At 60.8% G+C, this 23,653-nt stretch carries 18 protein-coding genes and 1 pseudogene; 11 read left to right on the top strand and 8 right to left on the bottom strand.

Going from position 1 to position 23,653, the window contains the following annotated elements:
• Positions 1-51: 51 nt before the first annotated feature.
• From ACS4NR_RS15055 to gap, 7 genes and pseudogenes are all read right to left on the bottom strand, one after another.
• Positions 52-1,068: pseudogene (locus ACS4NR_RS15055) on the bottom strand (PDC sensor domain-containing protein); the annotation flags it as partial.
• 634 nt (positions 1,069-1,702) lie between these two features.
• Positions 1,703-2,092 (bottom strand): YbaN family protein, encoded by a 390-nt coding sequence (locus tag ACS4NR_RS15050; RefSeq protein WP_456017784.1) that lies wholly within the window; start codon positions 2,090-2,092, stop codon positions 1,703-1,705.
• 163 nt (positions 2,093-2,255) lie between these two features.
• On the bottom strand, positions 2,256-2,852 hold the full coding sequence (locus ACS4NR_RS15045) for a biliverdin-producing heme oxygenase (protein WP_456017783.1): 597 nt from the start codon (positions 2,850-2,852) through the stop codon (positions 2,256-2,258).
• A gap of 112 nt (positions 2,853-2,964) precedes the next feature.
• Positions 2,965-5,550: a TonB-dependent receptor gene (locus ACS4NR_RS15040; protein ID WP_456017782.1), complete on the bottom strand. Its 2,586-nt coding sequence runs from the start codon at positions 5,548-5,550 to the stop codon at positions 2,965-2,967.
• 122 nt (positions 5,551-5,672) lie between these two features.
• Positions 5,673-6,638 (bottom strand): FecR family protein, encoded by a 966-nt coding sequence (locus ACS4NR_RS15035; RefSeq protein WP_456017781.1) that lies wholly within the window; start codon positions 6,636-6,638, stop codon positions 5,673-5,675.
• A gap of 124 nt (positions 6,639-6,762) precedes the next feature.
• A complete protein-coding gene (locus tag ACS4NR_RS15030; RefSeq protein ID WP_047599555.1) occupies positions 6,763-7,281 on the bottom strand; it encodes an RNA polymerase sigma factor in 519 nt (172 codons plus the stop codon).
• Positions 7,282-7,472: 191 nt separating this feature from the next.
• Positions 7,473-8,474 carry a type I glyceraldehyde-3-phosphate dehydrogenase gene (gene gap, locus ACS4NR_RS15025; RefSeq protein ID WP_166496471.1) on the bottom strand — a complete coding sequence of 334 codons (1,002 nt, stop codon included), beginning with the start codon at positions 8,472-8,474 and terminating at the stop codon, positions 7,473-7,475.
• A gap of 220 nt (positions 8,475-8,694) precedes the next feature.
• Here gap and edd point away from each other — a divergent pair, with 220 nt between their 5' ends.
• The 11 genes from edd (at position 8,695) to ACS4NR_RS14970 (ending at position 22,468) form a co-directional block, all read left to right on the top strand.
• The gene (edd, locus tag ACS4NR_RS15020; protein WP_047599558.1) at positions 8,695-10,521 is read left to right on the top strand and encodes a phosphogluconate dehydratase; all 1,827 of its coding nucleotides are present in this window, start codon (positions 8,695-8,697) and stop codon (positions 10,519-10,521) included.
• Positions 10,518-11,477: a glucokinase gene (locus tag ACS4NR_RS15015; protein WP_456017780.1), complete on the top strand. Its 960-nt coding sequence runs from the start codon at positions 10,518-10,520 to the stop codon at positions 11,475-11,477. The genes edd and ACS4NR_RS15015 overlap by 4 nt, the downstream gene beginning before the upstream one ends.
• A 179-nt stretch (positions 11,478-11,656) precedes the next feature.
• Positions 11,657-12,388, top strand: coding sequence for a response regulator (locus ACS4NR_RS15010; RefSeq protein ID WP_007917879.1), 732 nt, complete (start codon positions 11,657-11,659; stop codon positions 12,386-12,388).
• A complete protein-coding gene (locus ACS4NR_RS15005; RefSeq protein WP_027612561.1) occupies positions 12,378-13,847 on the top strand; it encodes an ATP-binding protein in 1,470 nt (489 codons plus the stop codon). Before ACS4NR_RS15010 ends, ACS4NR_RS15005 begins: the two co-directional genes overlap by 11 nt.
• 199 nt (positions 13,848-14,046) lie before the next feature.
• Entirely contained in the window at positions 14,047-15,306 is a 1,260-nt protein-coding gene (locus ACS4NR_RS15000; RefSeq protein WP_456017779.1) for a D-mannose isomerase, read from the top strand.
• 119 nt (positions 15,307-15,425) lie between these two features.
• Positions 15,426-16,727: an ABC transporter substrate-binding protein gene (locus ACS4NR_RS14995; RefSeq protein WP_456017778.1), complete on the top strand. Its 1,302-nt coding sequence runs from the start codon at positions 15,426-15,428 to the stop codon at positions 16,725-16,727.
• Between the two features lie 150 nt (positions 16,728-16,877).
• Entirely contained in the window at positions 16,878-17,786 is a 909-nt protein-coding gene (locus tag ACS4NR_RS14990) for a carbohydrate ABC transporter permease (protein ID WP_456017777.1), read from the top strand.
• Positions 17,779-18,624 carry a carbohydrate ABC transporter permease gene (locus ACS4NR_RS14985; protein WP_007969317.1) on the top strand — a complete coding sequence of 282 codons (846 nt, stop codon included), beginning with the start codon at positions 17,779-17,781 and terminating at the stop codon, positions 18,622-18,624. Before ACS4NR_RS14990 ends, ACS4NR_RS14985 begins: the two co-directional genes overlap by 8 nt.
• 2 nt (positions 18,625-18,626) lie before the next feature.
• Positions 18,627-19,787: an ABC transporter ATP-binding protein gene (locus ACS4NR_RS14980; RefSeq protein WP_456017776.1), complete on the top strand. Its 1,161-nt coding sequence runs from the start codon at positions 18,627-18,629 to the stop codon at positions 19,785-19,787.
• Between the two features lie 192 nt (positions 19,788-19,979).
• On the top strand, positions 19,980-21,329 hold the full coding sequence (locus ACS4NR_RS14975) for a carbohydrate porin (protein ID WP_095137059.1): 1,350 nt from the start codon (positions 19,980-19,982) through the stop codon (positions 21,327-21,329).
• A 284-nt stretch (positions 21,330-21,613) separates the two neighbouring features.
• The gene (locus tag ACS4NR_RS14970; RefSeq protein WP_007969321.1) at positions 21,614-22,468 is read left to right on the top strand and encodes a D-hexose-6-phosphate mutarotase; all 855 of its coding nucleotides are present in this window, start codon (positions 21,614-21,616) and stop codon (positions 22,466-22,468) included.
• A 151-nt stretch (positions 22,469-22,619) separates the two neighbouring features.
• On the opposite strand, the gene ACS4NR_RS14965 is transcribed toward ACS4NR_RS14970, so the two are convergent.
• The gene (locus ACS4NR_RS14965) at positions 22,620-23,480 is read right to left on the bottom strand and encodes a MurR/RpiR family transcriptional regulator (protein ID WP_169842436.1); all 861 of its coding nucleotides are present in this window, start codon (positions 23,478-23,480) and stop codon (positions 22,620-22,622) included.
• Positions 23,481-23,653 lie beyond the last annotated feature (173 nt).

Raw genomic sequence — 23,653 nt, 5'->3', positions numbered from 1 at the left:
CGCTTCGGTGATGCTCTGTTTGATCTGGGCGATGGTCGGTTGCAGCTTGTCGAGGAAGCGGTTGAACCAGTTCACCAGTTCGCCCAGTTCATCTTTCTTGCTGTAGTTCAGGCGCTGGGTCAGATCGCCTTCACCGCTGGCGATGTTCTTCAGCATCTCGGCGACATTGTTGATCGGGCGTGTGACACCGGAGGCGGTCAGCCAAATCAGTAGCAAGCCAATCAAACCGGCAACTGCAGCCACCGCCAATGCGGTGAGCACACCGGTTTCCTGTGCATCGTCGAGTACCGCTTGCAGCTTCACCGAGTCGGCCAGCAGCACCTGTTTCGGCAGGTCGATGACCACGCCCCAGGCCCGCGAGTTGCCAATCGGATCCACCGGGTACACCGCACGAATCAACTCGCCCTGTTCAAGAATCTTCGGCGTGCCGCTGCTGACCAGTTGCAGCACGTCCTTGCCGTCGGCGCCGAGGGTGTCGCCGATCTTTTTGCCGACCTTGGCGGCGTCCGAGCTGTCGGCAGCCAATACGCCGCTGCCCGAGACGATCAGCATGTGCCCGGCGTTGTTGAACAGGTTACGCTGGGAATCCACCGCCGCTGCTTGCAGGGCATCGAGGGCGATGTCGACGCCGACCACGCCGATCGCCTTGCCGTCGACGATCAACGGCACGGAAATGGTGGTCATCAACATTTCCTTGCCGCCCACGGTGTCGGCATACGGATCCAGCAGGCAAGTACGCTTGTTGTCGCGAGGGCAGGTGTACCAGCTGTTGTACGGCGTGCCGCTGACGCTGAGGGTGGTCTTGGTCATGTCTTCTTCGACCATGATCGTGTTCAGCGCCGAGCCGGCAGCGCGGCTCCAGTAGCTCGCAAAACGCCCGGCTTCGTTGGACTGGCGCGCGGCGTCGTTGACGAACTCGCTGTCCTTGCCGTCGAGGCCGTTGGGTTCGAAGGCGAGCCAGATGCCGAGCACCTTGTCGTTGCGCTGGAATGCGGTTTTCAGGCTCAGGTTCAACTCTTCACGCAGGGCCCCGGCGTCCAGCGAACGCTTGGCGGCCAGCACCCGCATGTCCTTGATCTGATCGGCCAGCGCGGTGATCACCGTCAGGCTTTCGCCAAAGGTCTTCTGCACCCGCACCGCTTGCTCGGCCGCCTTGGCCTGCAACAGGTTCTGCACACTGGCGGTGAGCAACTGGTTGCTGGAGTTGCTGACCAGTTCGTCGTTCTGGTTGGTCTGGTAAATGTTCATGCCGACGATCAGCGCAACCACACCCAGCAGGCACAGGCCGGAGAGCAGGACGATTTTCAGGCGAATGGAGAGAGAGTCGAACATGGGGCGATCTCGTGAATGAATGAGCAGGTGGCCACGGGATGAACTACCCGGTTTGCCAAATCCATTCAGCGCCATGCATTGCTCATCGGCGCGCGGCGAAGGTGCATGAGGCGCTTGCCGACGAACGGTCAGCGCTAAACGTTTGCGCAGTGGATTGTGCTGAAAAGGTGATTAATTACAGGGAAGTTTCAGCCTGGTGAACGACCGAATGCTTTTGTGGTGATGAGGCTGTTGTGGTGAGGGAGCTTGCTCCCGCTCGGCGGCGAAGCCGTCGCAAAACCGGTAAACACGGTGAATCAGAAGAAATGCAGGGGAGCGCTTCGCACTCCAGCGGGAGCAAGCTCCCTCGCCACAGGGGGAGCGTGCGAATTCAGAGAGGGGTGGCTTCCGGTCTCGACCAGATCCACAGGTTGCCAAGGCTCATCCCGGCAATTGCCAGATACACCGGCCAGCCGTGATCGAGCATCACCAGCATCAGTGTCGCGCACAGCAGCATGCTGATCGTGGCGCTGACCTTGGCCTTGCGCGCGATGATCTTGCCGTTGCGCCAGTTGTTCAGGATCGGCCCGAACAGCCGATGGTTTTCCAGCCAGGCACTCAGGCGTGGCGAGCTGCGGGTCGCGGCCCAGGCGGCGAGCAGGATGAACTCGGTGGTCGGCAGGCCAGGCACGACGATGGCGATCAGGCCAATGCCGAGGCTGACGTAGGCCAGCAGGCCGAACAGCACACGGGCGAGTTTTGAGGTGGCGGGTTGCGGCATGGGCTCGGGGTTGCAGTGAGGCGAATCGGGGATTCTACAGGCTAGCGCTGTTCTCATGTGGGAGCGGGCTTGCTCGCGAATGCGCTGTGTCAGTGACATACGAGGTGGCTGACACAGCGCTTTCGCGAGCAAGCCCGCTCCCACAGTAGGGATTTGTGTTGTGTCAGGCCGGTTCGGCTTCGGTGGCGTAAGCCTGTTCCAGCAGCACGGTGAAGCGGTTGAACGCGTCGATCGCGCCTTGCTCGACTTCGGCTTCCTCTTCGGCCGTGAACTGCTGGGAATCGAGAGTGCGCACGAAGCTTTTCCAGCCCTCGGCGCGACCACCTTCAGGCTCACCCAGGTGACGGGCGCCGAAGGTTTCGCTCAGCTCCAGCGCCACCGCACGTTTGCTCAGGAACGCTGCGCCGAGCTTCGAACCTTCGGAGACAAAGATCCAGCCCAGTGCACGGGCCTTGCTTGGGTTTTTCACCGCGCCAGCCACAGGCGCCGGCACTTCAGTTTCCAGATCCGCCAAATCTGCCTTCGCGGCTTCGGCGCGGCAACGGGCCGGCAGATCCGGGACGATGGCAGTCAATTCGGCGTTGTTATAGAGGTCGACCAGTTCCGACTGGAACAGGTACTGCGCCACCACGAAACGCGCGAAGTTGGCGCGGGTTTCGAACGGCGCGTGGGCCTTGACCAGGGCGTCGAGCTTGCTGTGCGGCTCGTGGGTGATCTGGTTCAGGCGTTGTGAACGCAGGGCTTTTTCCGAAGTGGTCATGGGGGTGTCCTTGATAAAAGAGGCGCTTGATAACGAGACGAACGGGCAGCTGGCAAACCGTAAAAAAAGCCCCGCGACGCGCTGATCAATGCGCGTCGCGGGGCCGTGCGGATCAGATGTCCCAGACCAGATTGATCGCGAAGTTGCGGCCCGGCTGGGTCAGGCGATCGAGGTTGGCCGGTTGTGTCACCGAGGCTTCGCCGACGCTGTCGTAACCGCGCACGTCATCCCACAGCCAGTACTTCTTGTCGGTCAGGTTGTAAATGCCGCCGCTGACGGTGACGTCGTCGGTGACTTTGTAATAGCCGGCCAGATCAAGAATGCCGAAGCCCGGGGTCTTGAACTGGCTGCTGACGCCATCCGGCGACTTGAAGTTGCTGTCGTCGACGCGGTCCTTTTTCTTCACCACGGTCCAGCTCAGCAGGCCACCGTAGTTGTCCTGGTCGTAACCCAGACCGAATACGCCGGTCAGCGGATTGACGCTGTTGAGCGGCTCGCCGTTGTCGTTGTTGCGACCGTAGGCGTAGGCGATCGAGCCTTGGGTATAGAGGCCCTGCGGCGCGCCGAACGCATCGAGGTTCAGACGACCTTTGACTTCGGCGCCCTTGATGGTCGCGTGCTTGATGTTGCTCGACTGGAAGGTCAGCTCGTCGTAGCCGGGAGTGACCGCGTCTTCGTTGATGAAATCGCGGTACTTGTTATAGAACACCGCCACGTCGAACGAGCCTTGCTCGAAGTTGCCGCGCAGACCGGTTTCATAGCTTTTGCTTTTCTCCGGTTCCAGGTTCGGGTTCGGCGCCACGTTGTAGCCTGTGGTGCTGTTTTCGAAACGCCCGTAAAGCGCTTTCGCGGTCGGCGTGCGGAAACCTTCGGCGTACTGGCCGTACCAGGTGTAGTTATCGGTCAGGGCGTAGGTCAGGCCGAACTTGGGCGAAACTTTGTGCCAGCTCTTGTTCGCGTCGCTGACCGTGCCGTTGCCATCGGCGGCCACGGTGTTGAGGAATTCCTGAGTGATGTGCGGCTTGAGCTGGGTGTGGTCGTAGCGCAGGCCCGGCAGGAAGGTCCACTTGTTCCAGCTGATCTGATCCTGGGCGAACAGGCTGTAGGTGTTGATGGTCGGGTCCGGGAAGTCGCTGGATTTTTTCAGCACATCCGCCGCGCTGGTGGCGCCGATGGCGGTGCAACCACGGCCGACTGCCAGGCACTTGCCGTCGCCGCTGCGCGAGCCGGTGACTTTCTGCTGCTTGATCGTGGTGCCGTAGGTCAGCACGTGATCGGTGTCACCGATGGCGAAGGCCTTGTCCAGTTGCGCATCGAATACCCACTGTTTTTCCTCGTAGACCGTGTCGCGGGTGCGCAGCACTTTACGGGTCATCGGGTAGTAGAACTCCTCGGTGCTCTGATCGGTCTTGGCGATCTGGTGGTTGAGGCTCCACTTCACGTTGTCGGCCAGCAGGCTGTCGAGGGCAAAGCTGTGTTCGAGGCCGAAGCGCTCGCGGGTGATGGTGTCGTTGCCGGTGCGCCACTGGTACATGCCGCCGGGCAGCATGCTGTTGGGGATGGTCGGGGCGCCGTTGAAGTACGGGCCGCCGTAGGCACTTTTCTGATCCGTGTCGCGATCGTCCTTGTACTTCTCGTAGGTCAGGCCCAGACGGGAATCGTCGTTGTAGTTCCAGCCGATCTTCGCCAGGACGTTGGTGGCCTTGACGTCTTCCGGGTTGGCAGCGGTGCGCGCCAGGCCAGTGCCGTTGTTGCTGCCGTAGGAGTCGGTTTCGTGACCGTCGCGCTGGCTGAAGTGCAGCAAACCGTCGAACTGCTCGGCACGCCCGGCGACGGTGGCGGATTTCAGCCAGCTCTCATCGGCGGAGCTGTAGCCGGTTTTGAGGCGAGCACCGACGTCTTTGCCGGGCTTGATGATGTCGTCCGGGTCGAGGGTGTAGTAGCTGACGGCGCCGCCAATGGCGTTGCTGCCGTACAGCACCGAGGCCGGGCCACGGAGGATTTCCACGCGTTTGACGATTTCCGGGTCGACGTAATTGCGCTGGGTCTTGGCGTACGGACCGTTGAAGAAACCGTCCGGCACTTCAACGCCGTCAACCTGAGTCAGGATGCGATCGCCGTCGATGCCACGGATGTTGTAGCCGCTGATACCGCCACGCTGGCCGGCGCCGCCGACGGATACGCCCGGCTCGTAACGCACCAGATCCTTGATGGTGTTGACGTTGTTGCGATCCAGATCCTCGCGGGTCTGCACAGTGACGGTGGCCGGCACGCTATTGACCGACTGTTCCTGGCGGGTGGCGCTGATGGTCACCTGATCCAGATTGAGTGCGCCGCTGGTGGCGCGCTTCTCCAGCACCACATTGTTATTGCTCAGTTTGCGGAAGCTCAGGTTGGTCCCCACCAACAGGCGCTCCAGGGCTTTTTCCGGCGGCAGCGAACCGCGCACGCCCGGCGACGACACGCCTTGACCCAGTTCTGCCGGCAAGCCGACCTGCCAGCCGGTCACGCTGGTGAAGGCATTGAGCGCCGACACCAGCGGTTGCTGGCCGATCGAGAACGAATAATCACCCATGTTGCGCGCCGGTTGTTCGGTGGCAGCCATCAGCGGTGCAGTGCCGGCCATGAGGATGGCGGCCGTCAGCAGCGACAATACGCGGGAAGGGGAAGCAGTCTGGCGGGTAAGGCGAGAGGACATCGATAGCGCTCCGTGTCGCACGAATCTTTATAGGTGCTGATCCGCCTCCGAAGATGCGAATCAATTGCATTGGCTATAACGAGACGAACGGGGTTTGGCTATCGAGTAAAAATAATTCTCATTTAGTTCAGGATCACCAGCGCGGGGAATTCCTGCAGGCGCGCCGAGGTGATGTGGGCGAGTGAGCGCACCACGTCCAGCGGCTGGTCGAGGCGGTAGTTGCCGGTGACGTTGACGTCGGCCAACTGCTCGTTGGTATTGATGATCCAGCCCGGGTAGTAGCGGCGCAGTTCGGCCAGCACCTTGTCGAGCGGACAGTTCTCGAAGATCAACCGGCCCTGAACCCAGGCCAGGTCGGTGGCAGTATCCAGTTTGGCCGGACGATCGAAACCGTTGGGGCCGATGCGGATGCTTTCGCCGGCGCTCAAACGCACCCGCGCGTCGTTGTGCGTGGCGCGCAGATCGACATCGCCGCGCTGCACATTGACCTGCGCGACGCCATCCAGATAACGCACGGCGAACGCGGTGTCGCGCACGCTGGCCTGCACCGGGCCGGCATCGATTTGCAGCGGCTGGCCACGGTTGGCGGCCACTTCGAAAAACGCTTCGCCCTGATACAGGCGCGCCACGCGCTGGCGCTCATTGATGGTGCTGGAGAATGCCGAGTTGGTGTTGAGCAGCACCTTGGAGCCATCCTCCAGTTGCAGGCGCTGACGCTCGCCGACCACGGTCAGGTGATCGGCCTGAATGCGCATCGGCAGATTGCTGAAACTGAACAGGCCCAGAATCAGCACCGCAGCGGTGGCCAACGGTTTCCAGTGCGGACGCAACCGCTTGAGGACGGTGACTTTCGCCGGTTTGGCCGCGAGGTTTTGCGCGCACTGGGCGACTTGCGGCCCGTCCCAGATCGCTTGCGCCTTGGCGAACGCCTCGGCATTCAACGGATCGGCCGCCAGCCAGGCATGGAACTGCCGGGTCTGTTCCTCGTCCGGGCTGCCGAGCACAATGAGCCAGTCGAGTGCCTGATCCATTGCGTTGGCAGCGTCCTGCGCCGAATCCGGCGAAGGCGAGCGGTGGGTGTCCGTCACGGTGTTTCCTCGGCAGTGTCTGTGCACGGCTGTTTTTTAAGTGAAGCGTAAAAGTCGGCCAAGGGTAGCAAAGCCCAATGATCAGTGCAGGCGATCCTGTGGATGACAGCAAACGCCTGTGGCCTCAGTCGCCATTCAGACGTTCGGCGACGCCAATACAAATGGTCATGATCAGCTTGAGTTCTTTCTGCACGGTGCTGAGGGAAACATTCAGTTCGTCGGCGATTTCCTGATAGCTGTGCCCGTGCAGGCGGCTGAGGATGAAAATCTGCTGCTGACGCGGGCTGAGTTGACTGAGGCTCACGTTCAGGCGCTCCAGCAATTGTTCGGCGTGGGCGGCGTCTTCGGCGCTGCTGGCGGGGGCGGCGACGCTGTGCACCACATCCTGCGGCACGTCATCGACCATGGTCCGCGAATGGATCTTGCGCGCACGCAGGTGATCCAGCGCCAGATTGCGCGCGGTCTGGAACACGAAGGGTTCAAGGTGATCGATGGCGCGCTCGCTCAGCGCCCGCGTGACGCGCAGGTAGGTCTCCTGCAGCAGGTCTTCGGCGGTGCTGTGATTGTTGACCATCCGCTCGATCGTGCGCAGCAGGGACGTGCGCTGAGAGAGGAAGACATGATTGAAGCGCGATTGACTCACGGGGGAACCTGATCCATTTCGAGCGAATGATAATGCTTATCATCTAGTCGAGTGGTCAAGTGTTGATTTCAGATTGAAATCAAAAACCTGTGGGAGCGGGCTTGCTCGCGAATGCGGTGAGTCAGTCGATACATTAATTGCCTGACACGACGCCTTCGCGAGCAAGCCCGCTCCCACATGGGAGGAGGGAATTACTCCGCGTTGCAGAGCGCCAGGCAGTTATCCAGCATGCGATTCGAGAAGCCCCATTCGTTGTCGTACCACGCCAGTACCTTCAGCAGTTTGCCGCTGGCTTTGGTGTGGTTGGCGTCGAAGATCGACGACAGCGGGTTGTGGTTGAAGTCGCTGGAAACCAGCGGCAACGTGTTGTAACCCAAAATTTTCGAATGCTGGCTGGCGGCTTTCATCAGCGCGTTGACCTCGTCGGCCGTGGCTTCCTTCTTCAACTGCACAGTCAGATCCACCAGCGACACATTGATCACCGGCACCCGCACGGCCATGCCGGTCAGTTTGCCCGCCAGTTCCGGCAGCACCAGGCCTACCGCTTCAGCGGCGCCGGTCTTGCTCGGGATCATGTTCTGCGTGGCCGAGCGCGCGCGGTACGGGTCGGTGTGATAAACGTCGGTGAGGTTCTGGTCGTTGGTGTAGGCATGAATCGTGGTCATCAGACCGCTTTCAATCCCCAGCTCGCGGTGCAGTACTTGTGCCACCGGCGCCAGGCAGTTGGTGGTGCACGAAGCATTGGAGATGATCTGATGCGACTGGCGCAGAATGTCGTGGTTCACGCCGTAAACCACGGTAGCGTCGGCGCCTTTGGCCGGGGCCGAGATGATGACTTTGCGCGCGCCGGCAGTAAGATGCGCGGCGGCTTTGGCACGGTCGGTGAACAGACCGGTGCATTCGAACACCACGTCGATCTTTTCCGCGGCCCATGGCAGGTCGGCCGGGTTGCGAATGGCGCTGACCGCAATGCGGTCGCCATTGACCGTCAGGCTCTCATTGTCATGGGCCACTTCGGCGTCGAATGTGCCGTGAACGGTGTCGTATTTGAGCAGATGGGCATTGATTGCGCTGTCGCCCAGATCGTTGATGGCGACGATCTGCAAATCCTGTCGATAGCCTTGGGTATACAGTGCGCGCAGGACATTACGGCCGATGCGGCCAAAACCATTGATTGCGATTCGAAGAGTCATTGAACAGCGCCGCCGTCGTTTTGTTGTTGGAATTACAAGATTATTCGCATAAAAATAGAAAACAAGCCTTTTTAGTGGCAATATTTTGTTTTATCTACAACGAGTGACCTGAATCAACTGGTCCGAATGGTCAAAAAAGCCGTCTGTCATTCCAACAACAACGGCGTTTGATCAGCATAGACAATCAGGTCGCCACATCCGTTAGCCTGGAGTTCTACACATGCATCCCCGCGTTCTTGAGGTCACCGAACGGCTTATCGCCCGCAGCCGCGCCACGCGTCAGGCTTACCTTGCACTGATTCGCGGCGCCGCCACCGACGGGCCGATGCGCGGCAAGCTGCAATGCGCCAACTTCGCCCACGGCGTGGCCGGGTGCGGCAGCGAAGACAAGCACAGCTTGCGGATGATGAACTCGGCGAACATCGCCATTGTTTCTTCCTATAACGACATGCTCTCGGCGCACCAGCCGTACGAAGTCTTTCCCCAGCAGATCAAAAACGCCCTGCGCGAAATCGGCTCGGTCGGGCAGTTCGCCGGCGGTACACCGGCAATGTGCGATGGCGTGACCCAGGGCGAGCCAGGCATGGAGCTGAGCCTGCCGAGCCGCGAAGTGATCGCCATGTCCACGGCGGTGGCGCTGTCGCACAACATGTTCGACGGCGCGCTGATGCTCGGCATCTGCGACAAGATCGTCCCGGGCCTGATGATGGGTTCGCTGCGCTTCGGCCATTTGCCGACGATCTTCGTCCCGGGCGGGCCGATGGTTTCGGGGATTTCCAACAAGGAAAAAGCCGACGTGCGGCAGAAGTACGCCGAAGGCAAGGCGACCCGCGAAGAGCTGCTGGAATCGGAAATGAAGTCCTATCACAGCCCGGGCACTTGCACCTTCTACGGCACCGCCAACACCAACCAGTTGCTGATGGAAGTCATGGGCCTGCACTTGCCGGGCGCGTCTTTCGTCAACCCGAACACCCCGCTGCGTGATGCTCTGACCCGTGAAGCGGCGCATCAGGTCACGCGTCTGACCAAGCAGAACGGCAACTTCATGCCGATCGGCGAAATCGTCGACGAGAAGGCGCTGGTCAACTCGATCGTCGCGCTGCACGCCACCGGCGGCTCGACCAACCACACCCTGCACATGCCGGCGATCGCCATGGCCGCTGGCATCCAGCTGACCTGGCAGGACATGGCCGACCTCTCCGAAGTCGTGCCGACCCTGAGCCACGTCTACCCGAACGGCAAGGCCGACATCAACCACTTCCAGGCCGCTGGCGGTATGTCGTTCCTGATCCGTGAGTTGCTCGAAGCCGGCCTGCTCCACGAAGACGTCAATACCGTGCTCGGCCATGGTTTGAGCCGCTACACCAAAGAGCCGTTCCTCGATAACGGTGAGCTGGTGTGGCGCGAAGGCCCGATCGAAAGCCTCGACGAAAACATCCTGCGCCCGGTCGCCCGTGCATTCTCCGCCGAAGGTGGCTTGCGAGTGATGGAGGGCAACCTCGGTCGCGGGGTGATGAAGGTTTCCGCGGTGGCGCTGGAAAACCAGATCGTCGAGGCACCGGCCATGGTGTTCCAGGATCAACAGGACCTGGCCGATGCGTTCAAGGCCGGTTTGCTGGAGAAGGATTTTGTCGCGGTGATGCGCTTCCAGGGCCCGCGCTCCAACGGTATGCCCGAGCTGCACAAGATGACGCCGTTCCTCGGTGTGCTGCAGGATCGCGGCTTCAAAGTCGCGCTGGTCACCGACGGGCGTATGTCCGGCGCGTCGGGGAAAATCCCGGCGGCGATCCACGTCAGCCCTGAAGCTTATGTCGGTGGTGCTTTGGCGCGGGTGCAAGAGGGCGATATCATCCGCGTCGATGGCGTCAAAGGCACTTTGGAACTCAAGGTCGACGCCGCAGAATTTGCAGCGCGCGAACCTGCCAAAGGCCTGTTGGGCAACAACATCGGCAGCGGTCGCGAACTGTTTGGCTTCATGCGTTTGGCCTTCAGCTCGGCGGAGCAGGGCGCCAGCGCCTTCACTTCTGCCCTGGAGACGCTTAATTGAAACTGGCTTTGGTCGGTGATATCGGAGGCACCAACGCGCGGTTCGCGTTGTGGAAAAACCAGCAACTGGAATCGGTTCAGGTGCTGGCGACAGCCGACCACGCCAGCCCGGAACAGGCGATCAGCCTGTACCTGAGCGGCCTCGGTCTGGCGCCGGGTTCGATCGGTTCGGTATGCCTGTCGGTGGCTGGGCCGGTGAGTGGTGATGAGTTCAAGTTCACCAACAACCACTGGCGCCTGAGCCGCACGGCGTTCTGCAAGGCCTTGCAGGTCGAGCAACTGCTGCTGATCAACGACTTCTCGGCGATGGCGCTGGGCATGACCCGTTTGCAGCCCGGGGAATTCCGTGTGGTCTGCGAAGGCACGCCGGAGCCGTTGCGCCCGGCGGTGGTGATCGGCCCGGGCACTGGCCTGGGCGTCGGCACCTTGCTCGATCTCGGCGAAGGCCGGTTTGCCGCGTTGCCGGGGGAGGGTGGCCACGTCGATCTGCCGCTGAGCAGTCCGCGTGAAACCCAGCTCTGGCAGCACATCCACAACGAAATCGGCCACGTCAGTGCGGAAACGGCGTTGAGCGGTGGCGGTTTGCCGCGGGTGTATCGTGCGATCTGCGCGGTGGACGGACATGAACCAAAGCTTGATACGCCGGAAGCGATTACTGCAGCCGGTCTGGCTGGCGATCCGATCGCGCTGGAAGTGCTGGAGCAGTTCTGCTGCTGGCTCGGCCGCGTGGCCGGCAATAACGTGCTGACCACCGGTGGTCGCGGCGGCGTGTACATCGTTGGCGGGGTGATTCCGCGCTTTGCCGATTTCTTCGTCGAAAGCGGCTTCGCCCGCAGCTTCGCCGACAAGGGCTGCATGAGCCATTACTTCAAGGGCATTCCGGTGTGGCTGGTGACGGCGCCGTATTCCGGGCTGGTGGGTGCCGGTGTGGCACTGGAGCAAGCAATCCCTGTCTGAAATGCAATCAAACTGTAGGAGTGAGCCTGCTCGCGATAGCGGTCTTGGATTCAACATATTCGTTGACTGATACACCGCTATCGCGAGCAGGCTCACTCCTACAGGTGTTTTGTGGTGTTTGTAAAATCAGTGCTTAAGGCATAATCCGCCCCAATTCCAACAACAAGGATGCCTTCGAAGTGAGCTCAGTCAACAAGTCGATATTGTTGGTCGATGACGACCAGGAAATACGCGAGTTGCTGGAAACCTACCTGACCCGCGCCGGGTTTCAGGTGCGGGCCACCGCCGATGGCGCCAGTTTCCGCCAGGCGCTCAATGAAGCGCCGAGCGATCTGGTGATCCTCGATGTGATGCTGCCCGACGAGGACGGTTTCAGCCTGTGCCGCTGGGTGCGCCAGCATCCGCGTCAGGCGCAGGTACCGATCATCATGCTCACCGCCAGTTCCGACGAAGCCGACCGGGTAATCGGGCTGGAGCTCGGCGCTGACGACTACCTCGGCAAACCCTTCAGCCCTCGTGAACTGCAAGCCCGAATCAAGGCGCTGCTACGGCGGGCGCAGTTCGGTCAGGAACGCAGCGGCAGCGACGTGCTGGCCTTCGACGAGTGGCGGCTGGACATGGTCAGCCATCGACTGTTCCACACCGATGGCGAAGAAGTGATTCTCTCCGGTGCCGACTTCGCGTTGCTGAAGTTGTTTCTCGATCATCCGCAGGAAATCCTCGACCGCGACACCATCGGCAACGCCACCCGTGGCCGTGATCTGATGCCGCTCGACCGCATCGTCGACATGGCCGTCAGCCGTTTGCGCCAGCGCCTGCGCGACACGGAAAAACCGCCGCGTCTGATCCGCACCGTGCGCGGCAGCGGTTATCAACTGGCAGCCAATGTGGTTGCCGGCAATGCTCACTGAGTCGCTGCGCCGGCTCGCCAGCAAAGTGCCGGTGCCGCGTTCGCTGCTCGGGCGGATGCTGCTGCTGACTCTTTTGGCGGTGCTGTTCGCACAGACCTTGTCGAGCGTGATCTGGGTCTCGCAACTGCGCGCCACCCAGCTCGAAGGCCTGGTCACCAGCGCCCGCAGCCTGGCGCATTCGATGACCGCCAGCGTCAGCTATTTCCGTTCGCTGCCGGTGGCGTACCGCCCGCTGGTGCTCGACCAGTTGCGCAGCATGGGCGGCACCCGATTTGTGGTGACGCTCAACGACAAACCGCTGGGTATGGACGTGCTGCCGATCACCCCACGCAAGGCCGCGGTGATTCAAGCGGTGGATGAAGTGCTGCGCCAGTCGCTGGGCCATGACACTGATATTTCGGTGACCTTCGTCAGCCCGGAGGATCTGCGGATCTTCAATGCCGGGCTGAAACTCGATGAGCTGCCGCGCTCGTGGGCGCATTATGCGCTGACCCTCGAACCGGTGAATCCGCCGGTGCTGGTCACGCAGATTCAAATGGCGCCGGGCGAATGGCTGTACATCGCCTCGTTGCTGCCCGAACCCTACACCAGTCTTGAAGAGCAAGGCCTGCCGGCGCAGCAGGTGTGGTTCATTGTCCTCACCAGCGGTTTCTTGCTGTTGTTCATCGGCCTGCTGGTGCACTGGCAGAGCCGGCCGCTCAAGCGTCTGGCGCGGGCGGCGCGGGATCTTTCGCTGGGTGCCGATGTCGAGCCGGTGGCCGAGGGCGGCGGCAGTGAAGTGGTGGAAGTGGGCCGTGCGTTCAACACCATGCGCGAACGCATCAGCCGTTACCTGACCGAACGCAGCCAGTTGTTCAGCGCGATTTCCCATGACCTGCGCACGCCAATCACCCGTCTGCGCTTGCGCGTCGAACTGCTCGAAGACGAGAAGCTGCAAGCCAAGTTCGGCCGCGATCTGGATGAGCTGGAGCTGCTGGTCAAAGGCGCGCTGCAATGCGTGAAAGACACCGACATCCACGAGAACATCGAGCCGGTCGACCTCAATCATGTACTCGACTGTCTGGTAGAACCGTATCTGGCGCCCAACGGCAACGGCCGCGTGACCCAGCAAGGCAAGGCGCTGGCGGCGTATCCGGGCAAGCCTCTGGCGTTGAAGCGCTGCATCGGCAACCTGATCGACAACGCGTTGAAGTACGGGCAGAACGCGCACCTGCACATTGATGACGATGAGCGCGCGTTTGTCCTGCATGTCGACGACGAAGGCCCGGGCGTACCGGAGCAGCGGTTGGAGCAGGTGTTCGAGCCGCACTTTCGCTTGGCCGGGCAGCAGCAGGGTTATGGTCTCGGCTTGGGCATTGCGCGCAACATTGCCCACAGTCATGGCGGCGAAGTGACGCTGCAGAATTTGCGTGAGGGTGGGTTGCGGGTAACCCTGCAGTTGCCGCGCAGTGTTGACTGATACCGCCCCTGTGGCGAGGGAGCTTGCTCCCGCTGGACTGCGCAGCAGGCCGTCTTTTGGGTGCCGCTTCGCGTCACAGCGGGAGCAAGTAATATGTGAATGTCACGAGCCGGTGACAAAACCCGCCCCCTTCGTTACAAGCCCACCCCGGCCCGTTGTTTAGACTGCCCGCAGTCATAACAACAAAAAAGGGCCACTCATGGACACCTTTCACCCAGACTTCAGCAGTTGGCTGAATGCCCCTGCCCACCAGCAATGGCTCGCCGACGAAGGTCTGCGTCTGCTGGCATTCGCCAAGGCTTCCAGACTGCCCGAGGGTTTCGGCAACCTCGACGAGCGCGGCCGTTTGCCGGCGCACGCGCAAGCCGAAACCATGAACACCGCGCGCATGACCCACAGTTTCGCCATGGCCCATATTCAGGGCCTGCCGGGGTTTGCCGAACTGGTCGATCACGGTATCGCGGCCCTGCGCGGGCCATTGCGTGATGCGCTGCACGGCGGCTGGTTTGCGGTCGCCGAACATCGCGATGGCAACACCGGCAAGAACGCCTATCTGCATGCTTTTGTCGCGCTCGCGGCCAGCTCGGCGGTGGTCGCGCAGCGTCCCGGTGCCCAGGCGCTGCTGGATGATGCGATCGACATCATCGACACGTATTTCTGGAGCGAAGAAGAGGGCGCCATGCGCGAATTCTTCAACCGCGACTGGCGCGAAGAAGAAGCCTATCGCGGCGCCAACAGCAACATGCACGCCACCGAAGCATTCCTCGCGCTGGCCGATGTCACTGAAGACCCGCGTTGGCTGGTGCGTGCGCAACGCATCGTCGAGCGGGTGATTCACGGTCACGCCGCCGCCAATGGCTACATGGTCATCGAACACTTCGACCGCGACTGGCAGCCGCTGCGCGAATACAACCACGACAATCCTGCCGATGGTTTCCGCCCTTACGGCACCACCCCGGGCCACGGCTTCGAGTGGGCGCGGCTGTTGCTGCACCTCGAAGCCGCGCGGGTTCAGGCCGGGATGCTCACGCCGGGCTGGCTGGCGACCGATGCGCAAAAACTCTTCGAGCAGAACTGCCGACACGGCTGGGACGTCGATGGCGCCCCGGGGATCGTCTACACCCTCGATTGGGACAACAAAGCCGTGGTGCGTCACCGTCTGCACTGGACCCATGCCGAGGCCAGCGCGGCGGCCAGCGCTCTGCTCAAACGTACCGGCGATGCGCAATACGAAACCTGGTATCGACGGTTCTGGGAGTTCTGCGAAAACCATTTCATCGATCGCTGTGATGGCAGTTGGCATCACGAACTCGATCCGCAAAACCGCCCGAGCGCCGACATCTGGCCGGGCAAACCGGATCTCTACCACGCGTGGCAGGCGGTGCTGATTCCTCGTCTACCCTTGTCACCCAGTATGGCAACAGCTCTGGCGCAATGGTCGCGGAGCATTCCTGTGTAACCATGTGGTGACATTTGCGCATCCCTTCGTTACCTGCGAAGGGAATCGCCCTGTTTAAACTCCTGTGCAGCGCAAGCACCAGACTTGCAATGCATAACAACAAGAAAGGTACATCTCAGATGAATGCGATTTCTCGCCTCGCTACTGTCATTTCTGTCGCCTCCCTGTTCCCGCTCGCAATTCTGCCTCTCAGTGTTTCCGCTGCCGAATCCAAAGGTTCGGTCGAAGTCGTGCACTGGTGGACGTCCGGTGGCGAAAAAGCCGCTGTCGATGTGCTCAAGGCGCAAGTTGAAAAAGACGGTTTCACCTGGAAAGACGGCGCTGTCGCCGGCGGTGGCGGTGCCACAGCCATGACCGTGTTGAAAAGCCGCGCCGTTGCCGGCAACCCACCGGGCGTTGCCCAGATCAAGGGCCCGGACATCCAGGAATGGGCTTCCACCGGTCTGCTCGACACCGACGTGCTGAAAGACGTCGCCAAGTCGGAAAAGTGGGACAGCCTGCTCGACAAGAAAGTCTCCGATACCGTGAAGTACGACGGTGATTACGTGGCCGTGCCGGTGAACATTCACCGCGTGAACTGGCTGTGGATCAACCCGGAAGTCTTCAAGAAAGCCGGCATCACCAAGAACCCGACCACCCTCGAAGAATTCTACGCCGCTGGCGACAAGCTCAAGGCTGCGGGCTTCATCCCGCTGGCTCACGGCGGTCAGCCTTGGCAGGACAGCACCGTGTTCGAAGCCGTGGTGCTCTCGGTCATGGGCGTTGAGGGTTACAAAAAAGCCCTGGTCGACCTAGACAACAAAGCGCTGACCGGCCCGGAAATGGTCAAGGCGCTGACCGAGCTGAAGAAAGTCGCGACCTACATGGACGCCGACGGCAAGGGCCAGGACTGGAACCTGGAAGCGGCCAAGGTCATCAACGGCAAGGCCGGCATGCAGATCATGGGTGACTGGGCCAAGTCCGAATGGACCGCGGCCAAGAAAGTCGCCGGCAAGGATTACGAGTGCGTAGCCTTCCCGGGCACCGACAAGGCGTTCACCTACAACATCGACTCCCTGGCGGTGTTCAAGCAGAAGGACGCAGGCACTGCGGCCGGTCAGCAGGACATTGCCAAAGTCGTGCTGGGTGAAAACTTCCAGAAAGTCTTCAGCATCAACAAAGGCTCGATCCCGGTGCGTAACGACATGTTGAACAACATGGAGAAACTCGGTTTCGACTCCTGCGCGCAGACCGCTGCCAAGGACTTCCTGGCGGATGCCAAGTCCGGTGGCCTGCAGCCGAGCATGGCGCACAACATGGCGACCACGCTGGCGGTGCAGGGCGCGTTCTTTGATGTCGTGACCAACTACATCAACGACCCGAAAGCCGACCCGGCCGATGCGGCCAAGAAACTCGGCGCGGCGGTTCAGTCGGCCAAGTAATCCTTGGCCCCTGTAGGAGTGAGCCTGCTCGCGATAGCAGTTTGTCAGGTAACAGATTCATCAACTGACACACCGCAATCGCGAGCAGGCTCACTCCTACAAGGGGACGAGTTGCCCAAGTAGTCCTTTTCTCTCGTACTGGATTTCCCCATGAGTTCTGTTGCTGTGTTCAGCAAGGCCTCGCCGTTCGATGCACTGCAGCGCTGGCTACCGAAACTGGTGCTGGCGCCGAGCATGTTCATCGTGCTGGTGGGCTTCTATGGCTACATCCTGTGGACGTTCGTGCTGTCGTTCACCACTTCGACGTTCCTGCCCAACTACAAGTGGGCCGGCCTGGCGCAATACGTCCGGCTGTTCGACAACGATCGCTGGTGGGTCGCGAGCAAGAACCTCGCGGTGTTCGGTGGCATGTTCATCGGCATCACCCTGGTGATCGGTGTGCTGCTGGCGGTGTTCCTCGACCAGCGTATCCGTCGCGAAGGTTTTATCCGCACCATTTACCTGTACCCGATGGCGCTCTCGATGATCGTCACCGGTACCGCGTGGAAATGGCTGCTCAACCCGGGCATGGGCCTGGACAAATTGTTGCGTGACTGGGGCTGGGAAGGCTTCCGTCTGGACTGGCTGATCGACCCGGATCGCGTGGTCTACTGCCTGGTGATCGCGGCTGTGTGGCAAGCCTCGGGCTTCATCATGGCGATGTTCCTCGCCGGCCTGCGCGGGGTTGATCAGTCGATCATCCGTGCCGCGCAGATCGATGGCGCGAGCATGCCGACCATCTACTGGAAAGTGGTGCTGCCAAGCCTGCGTCCGGTGTTCTTCAGTGCGGTAATGATCCTCGCCCACATCGCGATCAAGAGCTTCGACCTGGTCGCGGCGATGACCGCCGGTGGCCCGGGTTATTCCTCCGACCTGCCAGCGATGTTCATGTACTCCTTCACCTTCAGTCGCGGCCAGATGGGCATGGGCTCGGCCAGTGCGATTCTGATGCTCGGTGCGATTCTCGCGATCATCGTGCCTTACCTGTACTCCGAGCTGAGGACCAAGCGTAATGACTAGTCTCGCTGCCAAACCTGCCTTCAGCCTGAGTCGCGTGGCGATCTACGCGGTGCTGATCCTCGCGGTATTGCTGTACCTGATTCCGCTGGTGGTGATGCTGCTGACCAGCTTCAAGACCCCGGAAGACATCAGCACCGGCAACCTGCTGAGCTGGCCGACCGTGGTCAGCGGCATCGGCTGGGTCAAGGCCTGGGCCACGGTTGACGGTTACTTCTGGAACTCGATCAAGATCACCGTGCCGGCCGTGGTCATCTCCACCGCCATCGGCGCGCTGAACGGCTACGTGCTGTCGTTCTGGCGCTTCCGCGGTTCGCAGCTGTTCTTCGGTCTGCTGCTGTTCGGCTGCTTCCTGCCGTTCCAGACCGTGCTGCTGCCGGCCTCGTTCACCCTCGGCAAGATGGGCCTGGCGAGCACCACCACCGGCCTGGTCTTCGTCCACGTGGTCTACGGTCTGGCGTTTACCACGCTGTTTTTCCGTAACTACTACGTGAGCATTCCCGATGCGCTGATCAAGGCTGCGCGGCTGGATGGTGCGGGTTTCTTCACGATTTTCCGGCAGATCATTCTGCCGATGTCGACTCCGATCATCATGGTCTGCCTGATCTGGCAGTTCACCCAGATCTGGAACGACTTCCTGTTCGGTGTGGTGTTCTCCAGCGGTGATTCGCAACCGATCACGGTGGCGCTGAACAACCTGGTCAACACCAGCACCGGCGCCAAGGAATACAACGTTGATATGGCAGCGGCGATGATCGCCGGCCTGCCGACCCTGCTGGTCTATGTGGTCGCAGGCAAGTATTTCGTGCGCGGGCTGACGGCCGGCGCAGTCAAGGGGTAATCATGGCTACGCTCGAACTTCGCAACGTCAACAAGACCTACGGTGCCGGCCTGCCGGACACCCTGAAGAACATCGAACTGTCGATCAAGGACGGTGAGTTCCTGATCCTGGTCGGCCCGTCGGGCTGCGGCAAATCGACCCTGATGAACTGCATCGCCGGCCTTGAAACCATCACCGGTGGCGCGATCATGATCGGCGATCAGGACGTCAGCGGCATGAGCCCGAAGGATCGCGACATCGCCATGGTGTTCCAGTCCTACGCGCTGTATCCGACCATGAGCGTGCGCGAGAACATCGAGTTCGGTCTGAAGATCCGCAAGATGCCGCAGTCGGCGATCGACGAAGAAGTCGCGCGCGTGGCCAAGCTGCTGCAGATCGAACACCTGCTCAACCGCAAGCCGGGTCAGCTCTCCGGTGGTCAGCAACAGCGCGTGGCAATGGGCCGTGCGTTGGCGCGTCGGCCGAAGATCTATCTGTTCGACGAACCGCTGTCGAACCTCGACGCCAAGCTGCGCGTCGAGATGCGTACCGAAATGAAACTGATGCACCAGCGCCTGAAAACCACCACGGTCTACGTGACCCACGACCAGATCGAAGCGATGACCCTGGGCGACAAAGTGGCGGTGATGAAGGACGGCATCATCCAGCAGTTCGGCACGCCGAAAGAGATCTACAACGATCCGGCCAACCTGTTCGTGGCGAGCTTCATCGGTTCGCCGCCGATGAACTTCATTCCGCTGCGTCTGCAACGCAAGGACGGTCGTCTGCTGGCGCTGCTCGACAGCGGCCAGGCGCGTTGCGAGTTGCCGATGAGCATGTCGGATGCCGGTCTTGAAGATCGCGAAGTGATCCTCGGCCTGCGCCCGGAACAGATCGTTCTGGCGAACGGCGAGGGCAATGGCCTGCCGAGCATCAAGGCCGAAGTGCAGGTCACCGAACCGACCGGTCCGGACACCCTGGTGTTCGTCAACCTGAATGACACCAAGGTCTGCTGCCGCCTGGCACCGGACGTGGCACCGCAGGTGGGCGAAACCCTGACCCTGCAATTCGATCCGTCGAAAGTGTTGTTGTTCGATGCCAAGACTGGCGAGCGTCTGGGCGTTGCGGGCCAGGCGCAGACCGAAGCGCGGTCGGCAAATGTCGCGCAGTTCAAAGGCCGCTGAAGATCAATTGTAGGAGTGAGCCTGCTCGCGATGACGGTGTATCAGTCGACAGAGATGTTGAATGTAAAACCGCTATCGCGAGCAGGCTCACTCCTACAAGGAGCAAGCGCTGCCCGGCCTGTCGAGCATCGCAATTTATGTAAACCGCGTTGGAAAAAAACAGTTAATAACAATAAAGACGAGGATGTAGGGATGAAAAAGAAACACGTCAATGCCCGGTTGATCTGCCAAGTGTCAGCTGCGGCGGCATTGGTGCTGGCCGGCAATGCAATGGCTGCCGATGCATTCAGCTCCGATTCGAAATGGATGACCGGTGACTGGGGCGGCGAGCGGACCAAGCTGATCGAGCAGGGTATCGACATCAAGGCTGACTACGTTGGGGAAATGGGCGCCAACCTGCATGGCGGCTACAACGACGACAAGACCGGTCGCTACAGCGATCAGTTCGGTCTGGGCGTGGCGCTGGATCTGCAAAAACTCTGGGGCTGGGACAACACTCAGGCCAAGATCCAGTTGACCAACCGTAACGGCTACAACATCTCCAACGACCGCGTGGGCGATCCGCGTGCCGGCACCCTGTCGTCGTCGCAGGAAGTTTACGGTCGTGGCCACATGGTGCGTCTGACCCAGTTGTGGATTCAGCACCAGTTCTTCGACAACAAGCTCGACGTCAAGGCCGGTTACTTCGGTGAAGGCGAAGACTTCAACACCTTCCCGTGCGACTTCCAGAACCTGGCGTTCTGCGGTTCGCAGGTCGGTAACTGGGCGACCAACATCTGGTACAACTGGCCCGTCAGCCAGGCCGCGATCCGTGTGAAATACAACATCAACGACGAGCTCTACGCGCAGATCGGCGCGTACAACCAGAACCCGTCGCAGCTGGAACACGGCAACGGCTTCAAGCTCAGCGGCAGCGGCACCAAAGGCACCGTTCTGCCAGTCGAACTGGTCTGGTCGCCGAAGGTCAACAGCCTGCCGGGCGAATACCGCGTCGGTTACTACAAGAGCACGGCGGATGCCGACGACGTCCGCGAAGACGTCAACGGTTTCGACGCGGCGACTACCGGCGACGCGTACAAGACTCACAGCAGCAAACACGGCTACTGGTTCGTCGCGCAGCAGCAACTCACCAGCCACAACGGTGATGCTACTCGCGGTCTGAACATCGCGGCCAACGCCACGTTCCACGACAAGGACACCAACTTCATCGATAACTACCAGTCGGTGATGTTTGTCTACAAGGGCCCGTTCGACGCGCGTCCTAAAGATGACGTGGGCATCGGTGCGGCGCGTATCCATGTCAACGATGACGTGAAGAAAAACGCCGAGTTCCTGAATGCTTCCAACGGTGTTTCGGACTACGACAATCCGGTGTTCTCGCCGATTCGTGAAACCGAATACAACTACGAGATCAACTACGGCTTCCACGTCACCAACTGGCTGACCGTACGTCCTAACCTGCAGTACATCACTCACCCGGGTGGTGTGGATGAAGTAGACAACGCTTTGGTCGCTGGCCTGAAAATTCAGTCTACGTTCTGACGCGTCTGCGATAAGCTCCTCTCTATGTGCGCATATTTGCGGACAGCCAAGGCTGTCCGCTTTTTTTTGCGACTCGTATACAAGGTCTGTGTCGTGCCCATTTGTGGCGAGGGAGCTCGCTCCCGCTCGGCTGCGCAGCAGTCGTAAATCCTAGTGATGAGGTTTAAATGACACACCGCAGTGAATGGTTTCAGGGCCGCTTCGCAGCCCAGCGGGAGCAAGCTCCCTCGCCACAAGAGCAATGTGGATTGTTGAGTACCCCATGATTTTCAGGACCGTGGCCAATGCATGAGCATCCGCTGCAACGCTTCTTCAAATCCCTGCGCGAACGGCCGGTGTTCGCCTGGGAGCGCTATCAGATGCGCGATGTGCTGGTGATCGACCATCCGCTGTGTCAGGCGGTGTTCAGTCGGCAGGGCGCGCAGTTGCTGCACTTTCAGCCACGCGGGCAGAAACCGTGGTTGTGGTGTGCGGCAAAGTGGCCGCACGTTGGCGCCATTCGTGGCGGCGTGCCAGTGTGCTGGCCGTGGTATGGCCGCCATCCGAGCGAAAACGCCTGGCCGTCCCATGGCTGGGCGCGGCTGCTCGACTGGAAGCTGCTCGACAGCAGCAGTGCCGAGGATGGCGTACGCCTGCATTGGCAATTGCAGTTGTGCGACTGGCAGGTCGACCTGCACGCGCACCTCGGTGAACGCATGGAATTACGCCTGAGCACCGAGCATCAGGACGACATGCCGTGCCAGTTGAGCCAGGCTTTGCACGCTTACTGGCGTATTGGTGATGTCGGTGAGATAGCGCTGTCTGGCCTCGAAGGTGCGCAGGGTTACGACCAGTTGAGCCGCCAGTCGTGCCAGCAGGAAGGCGAGTTGCGCGTGGATGGCGGCTGTCAGCGGGTGTTCCAGCACGACGGCGAATTACAGCTCAAGGATCACGCCTGGCAGCGCGAGTTGTGCATCGATACCGGTGACAGTGGCGACACCGTGGTCTGGCATCCAGGCTCGCGACCATTGCTGGGTGTGAGCTGGGATGAAGTGACGGAGTTTGTCTGTGTCGAAGCGGCGGCGGGGGGCACTGACAGCCTGCATCTGGCGCCGGGGGAGAAGGCGCATCTGAGCTTGCAGGCGTGGGCTGCTGCCTAGATTTGCGGTGAGTCGACTGGCGCCTTCGCGAGCAAGCCCGCTCCCACATTGGATCTTCAGTGGACATAGAGTCCGTGTTCAAAACAGATCCCCTGTGGGAGCGGGCTTGCTCGCGAAGAGGCCGGATCATTCAATAAAGAACCATCTGGCCTCAGTTGAACTCGTCACCCACCGGATACCGGCTCGCATTCAAGCTCTCTTTGATCTTGCGCAGATGCGGCTGGAAATCCACTCCGCGACGCAGCGTCATGCCGGTCGCCAGCACATCCAGCACCGTCAACTGAATGATCCGCGAGGTCATCGGCATATAGATGTCGGTGTCTTCCGGCAGCGGAATGTTCAGGCTCAGGGTGCTGGCCTTGGCCAGCGGCGAATTCTCGGCGGTCAGGCCCAGCACCGAAGCGCCGTTCTCCCGGGCGATGCGCGCCACTTCCACCAGTTCGCGGGTGCGGCCGGTGTAGGAAATGATCACGAACAGCTCGCCAGTGTGCGCCACCGAAGCAATCATTCGCTGCATCAGCACATCGGCATGGGCGGTGACGGCGAGGTTGAAACGGAAGAATTTGTGCTGCGCATCCAAAGCCACAGGCGCTGACGCACCGAGGCCGAAGAAGTGGATCTGCCGCGCCTGAATCAACAGGTCGACGGCGCGGCTGATCAGGTTCGGGTCGAGCGCCTGACACGCGCTGTCCAGCGAGGCGATGGCGCTGCCGAAAATCTTCTGCGTGTACGCCTCGGGATTGTCATCCGCCTCCACCGCGCGGCTGACATATGCCGCGCCGCTGGCCAGGCTTTGCGCCAATTGCAACTTGAGTTCGGGATAGCCGCTGACACCGAACGAACGGCAGAAACGGTTGACCGTCGGCTCGCTCACCGATGCGGCCTGGGCGAGGGCGGCGATGCTGAAGCGAGTAGCCTGCTGCGGGTTGAGCAGGATCACCTCGGCGACTTTGCGTTCGGCCTTGTTCAGCTCTTCAAGGCGACTCTGGATCTGTTCCAGTAAATTTCGCACGCGGTCCATATGGAATTCCTAATTCACCTGCGCAAAGGTGCGCCGGGCTATGCAAATTGGGCCTTTGATGTGGCCCGTAACGGTGGCCTATCCTACTGGTGGCTCCGACCGACCACCACTCGGAATCTGTATTTTGCGAAAATGTTGTGGTTATTACTACATTTTCCCTTGAG

Source organism: Pseudomonas sp. JQ36 (genome assembly GCF_053851495.1).
The sequence above is the reverse complement of the archived record's forward strand: the minus strand, read 5'-3'. Positions and strand labels throughout refer to the sequence as shown.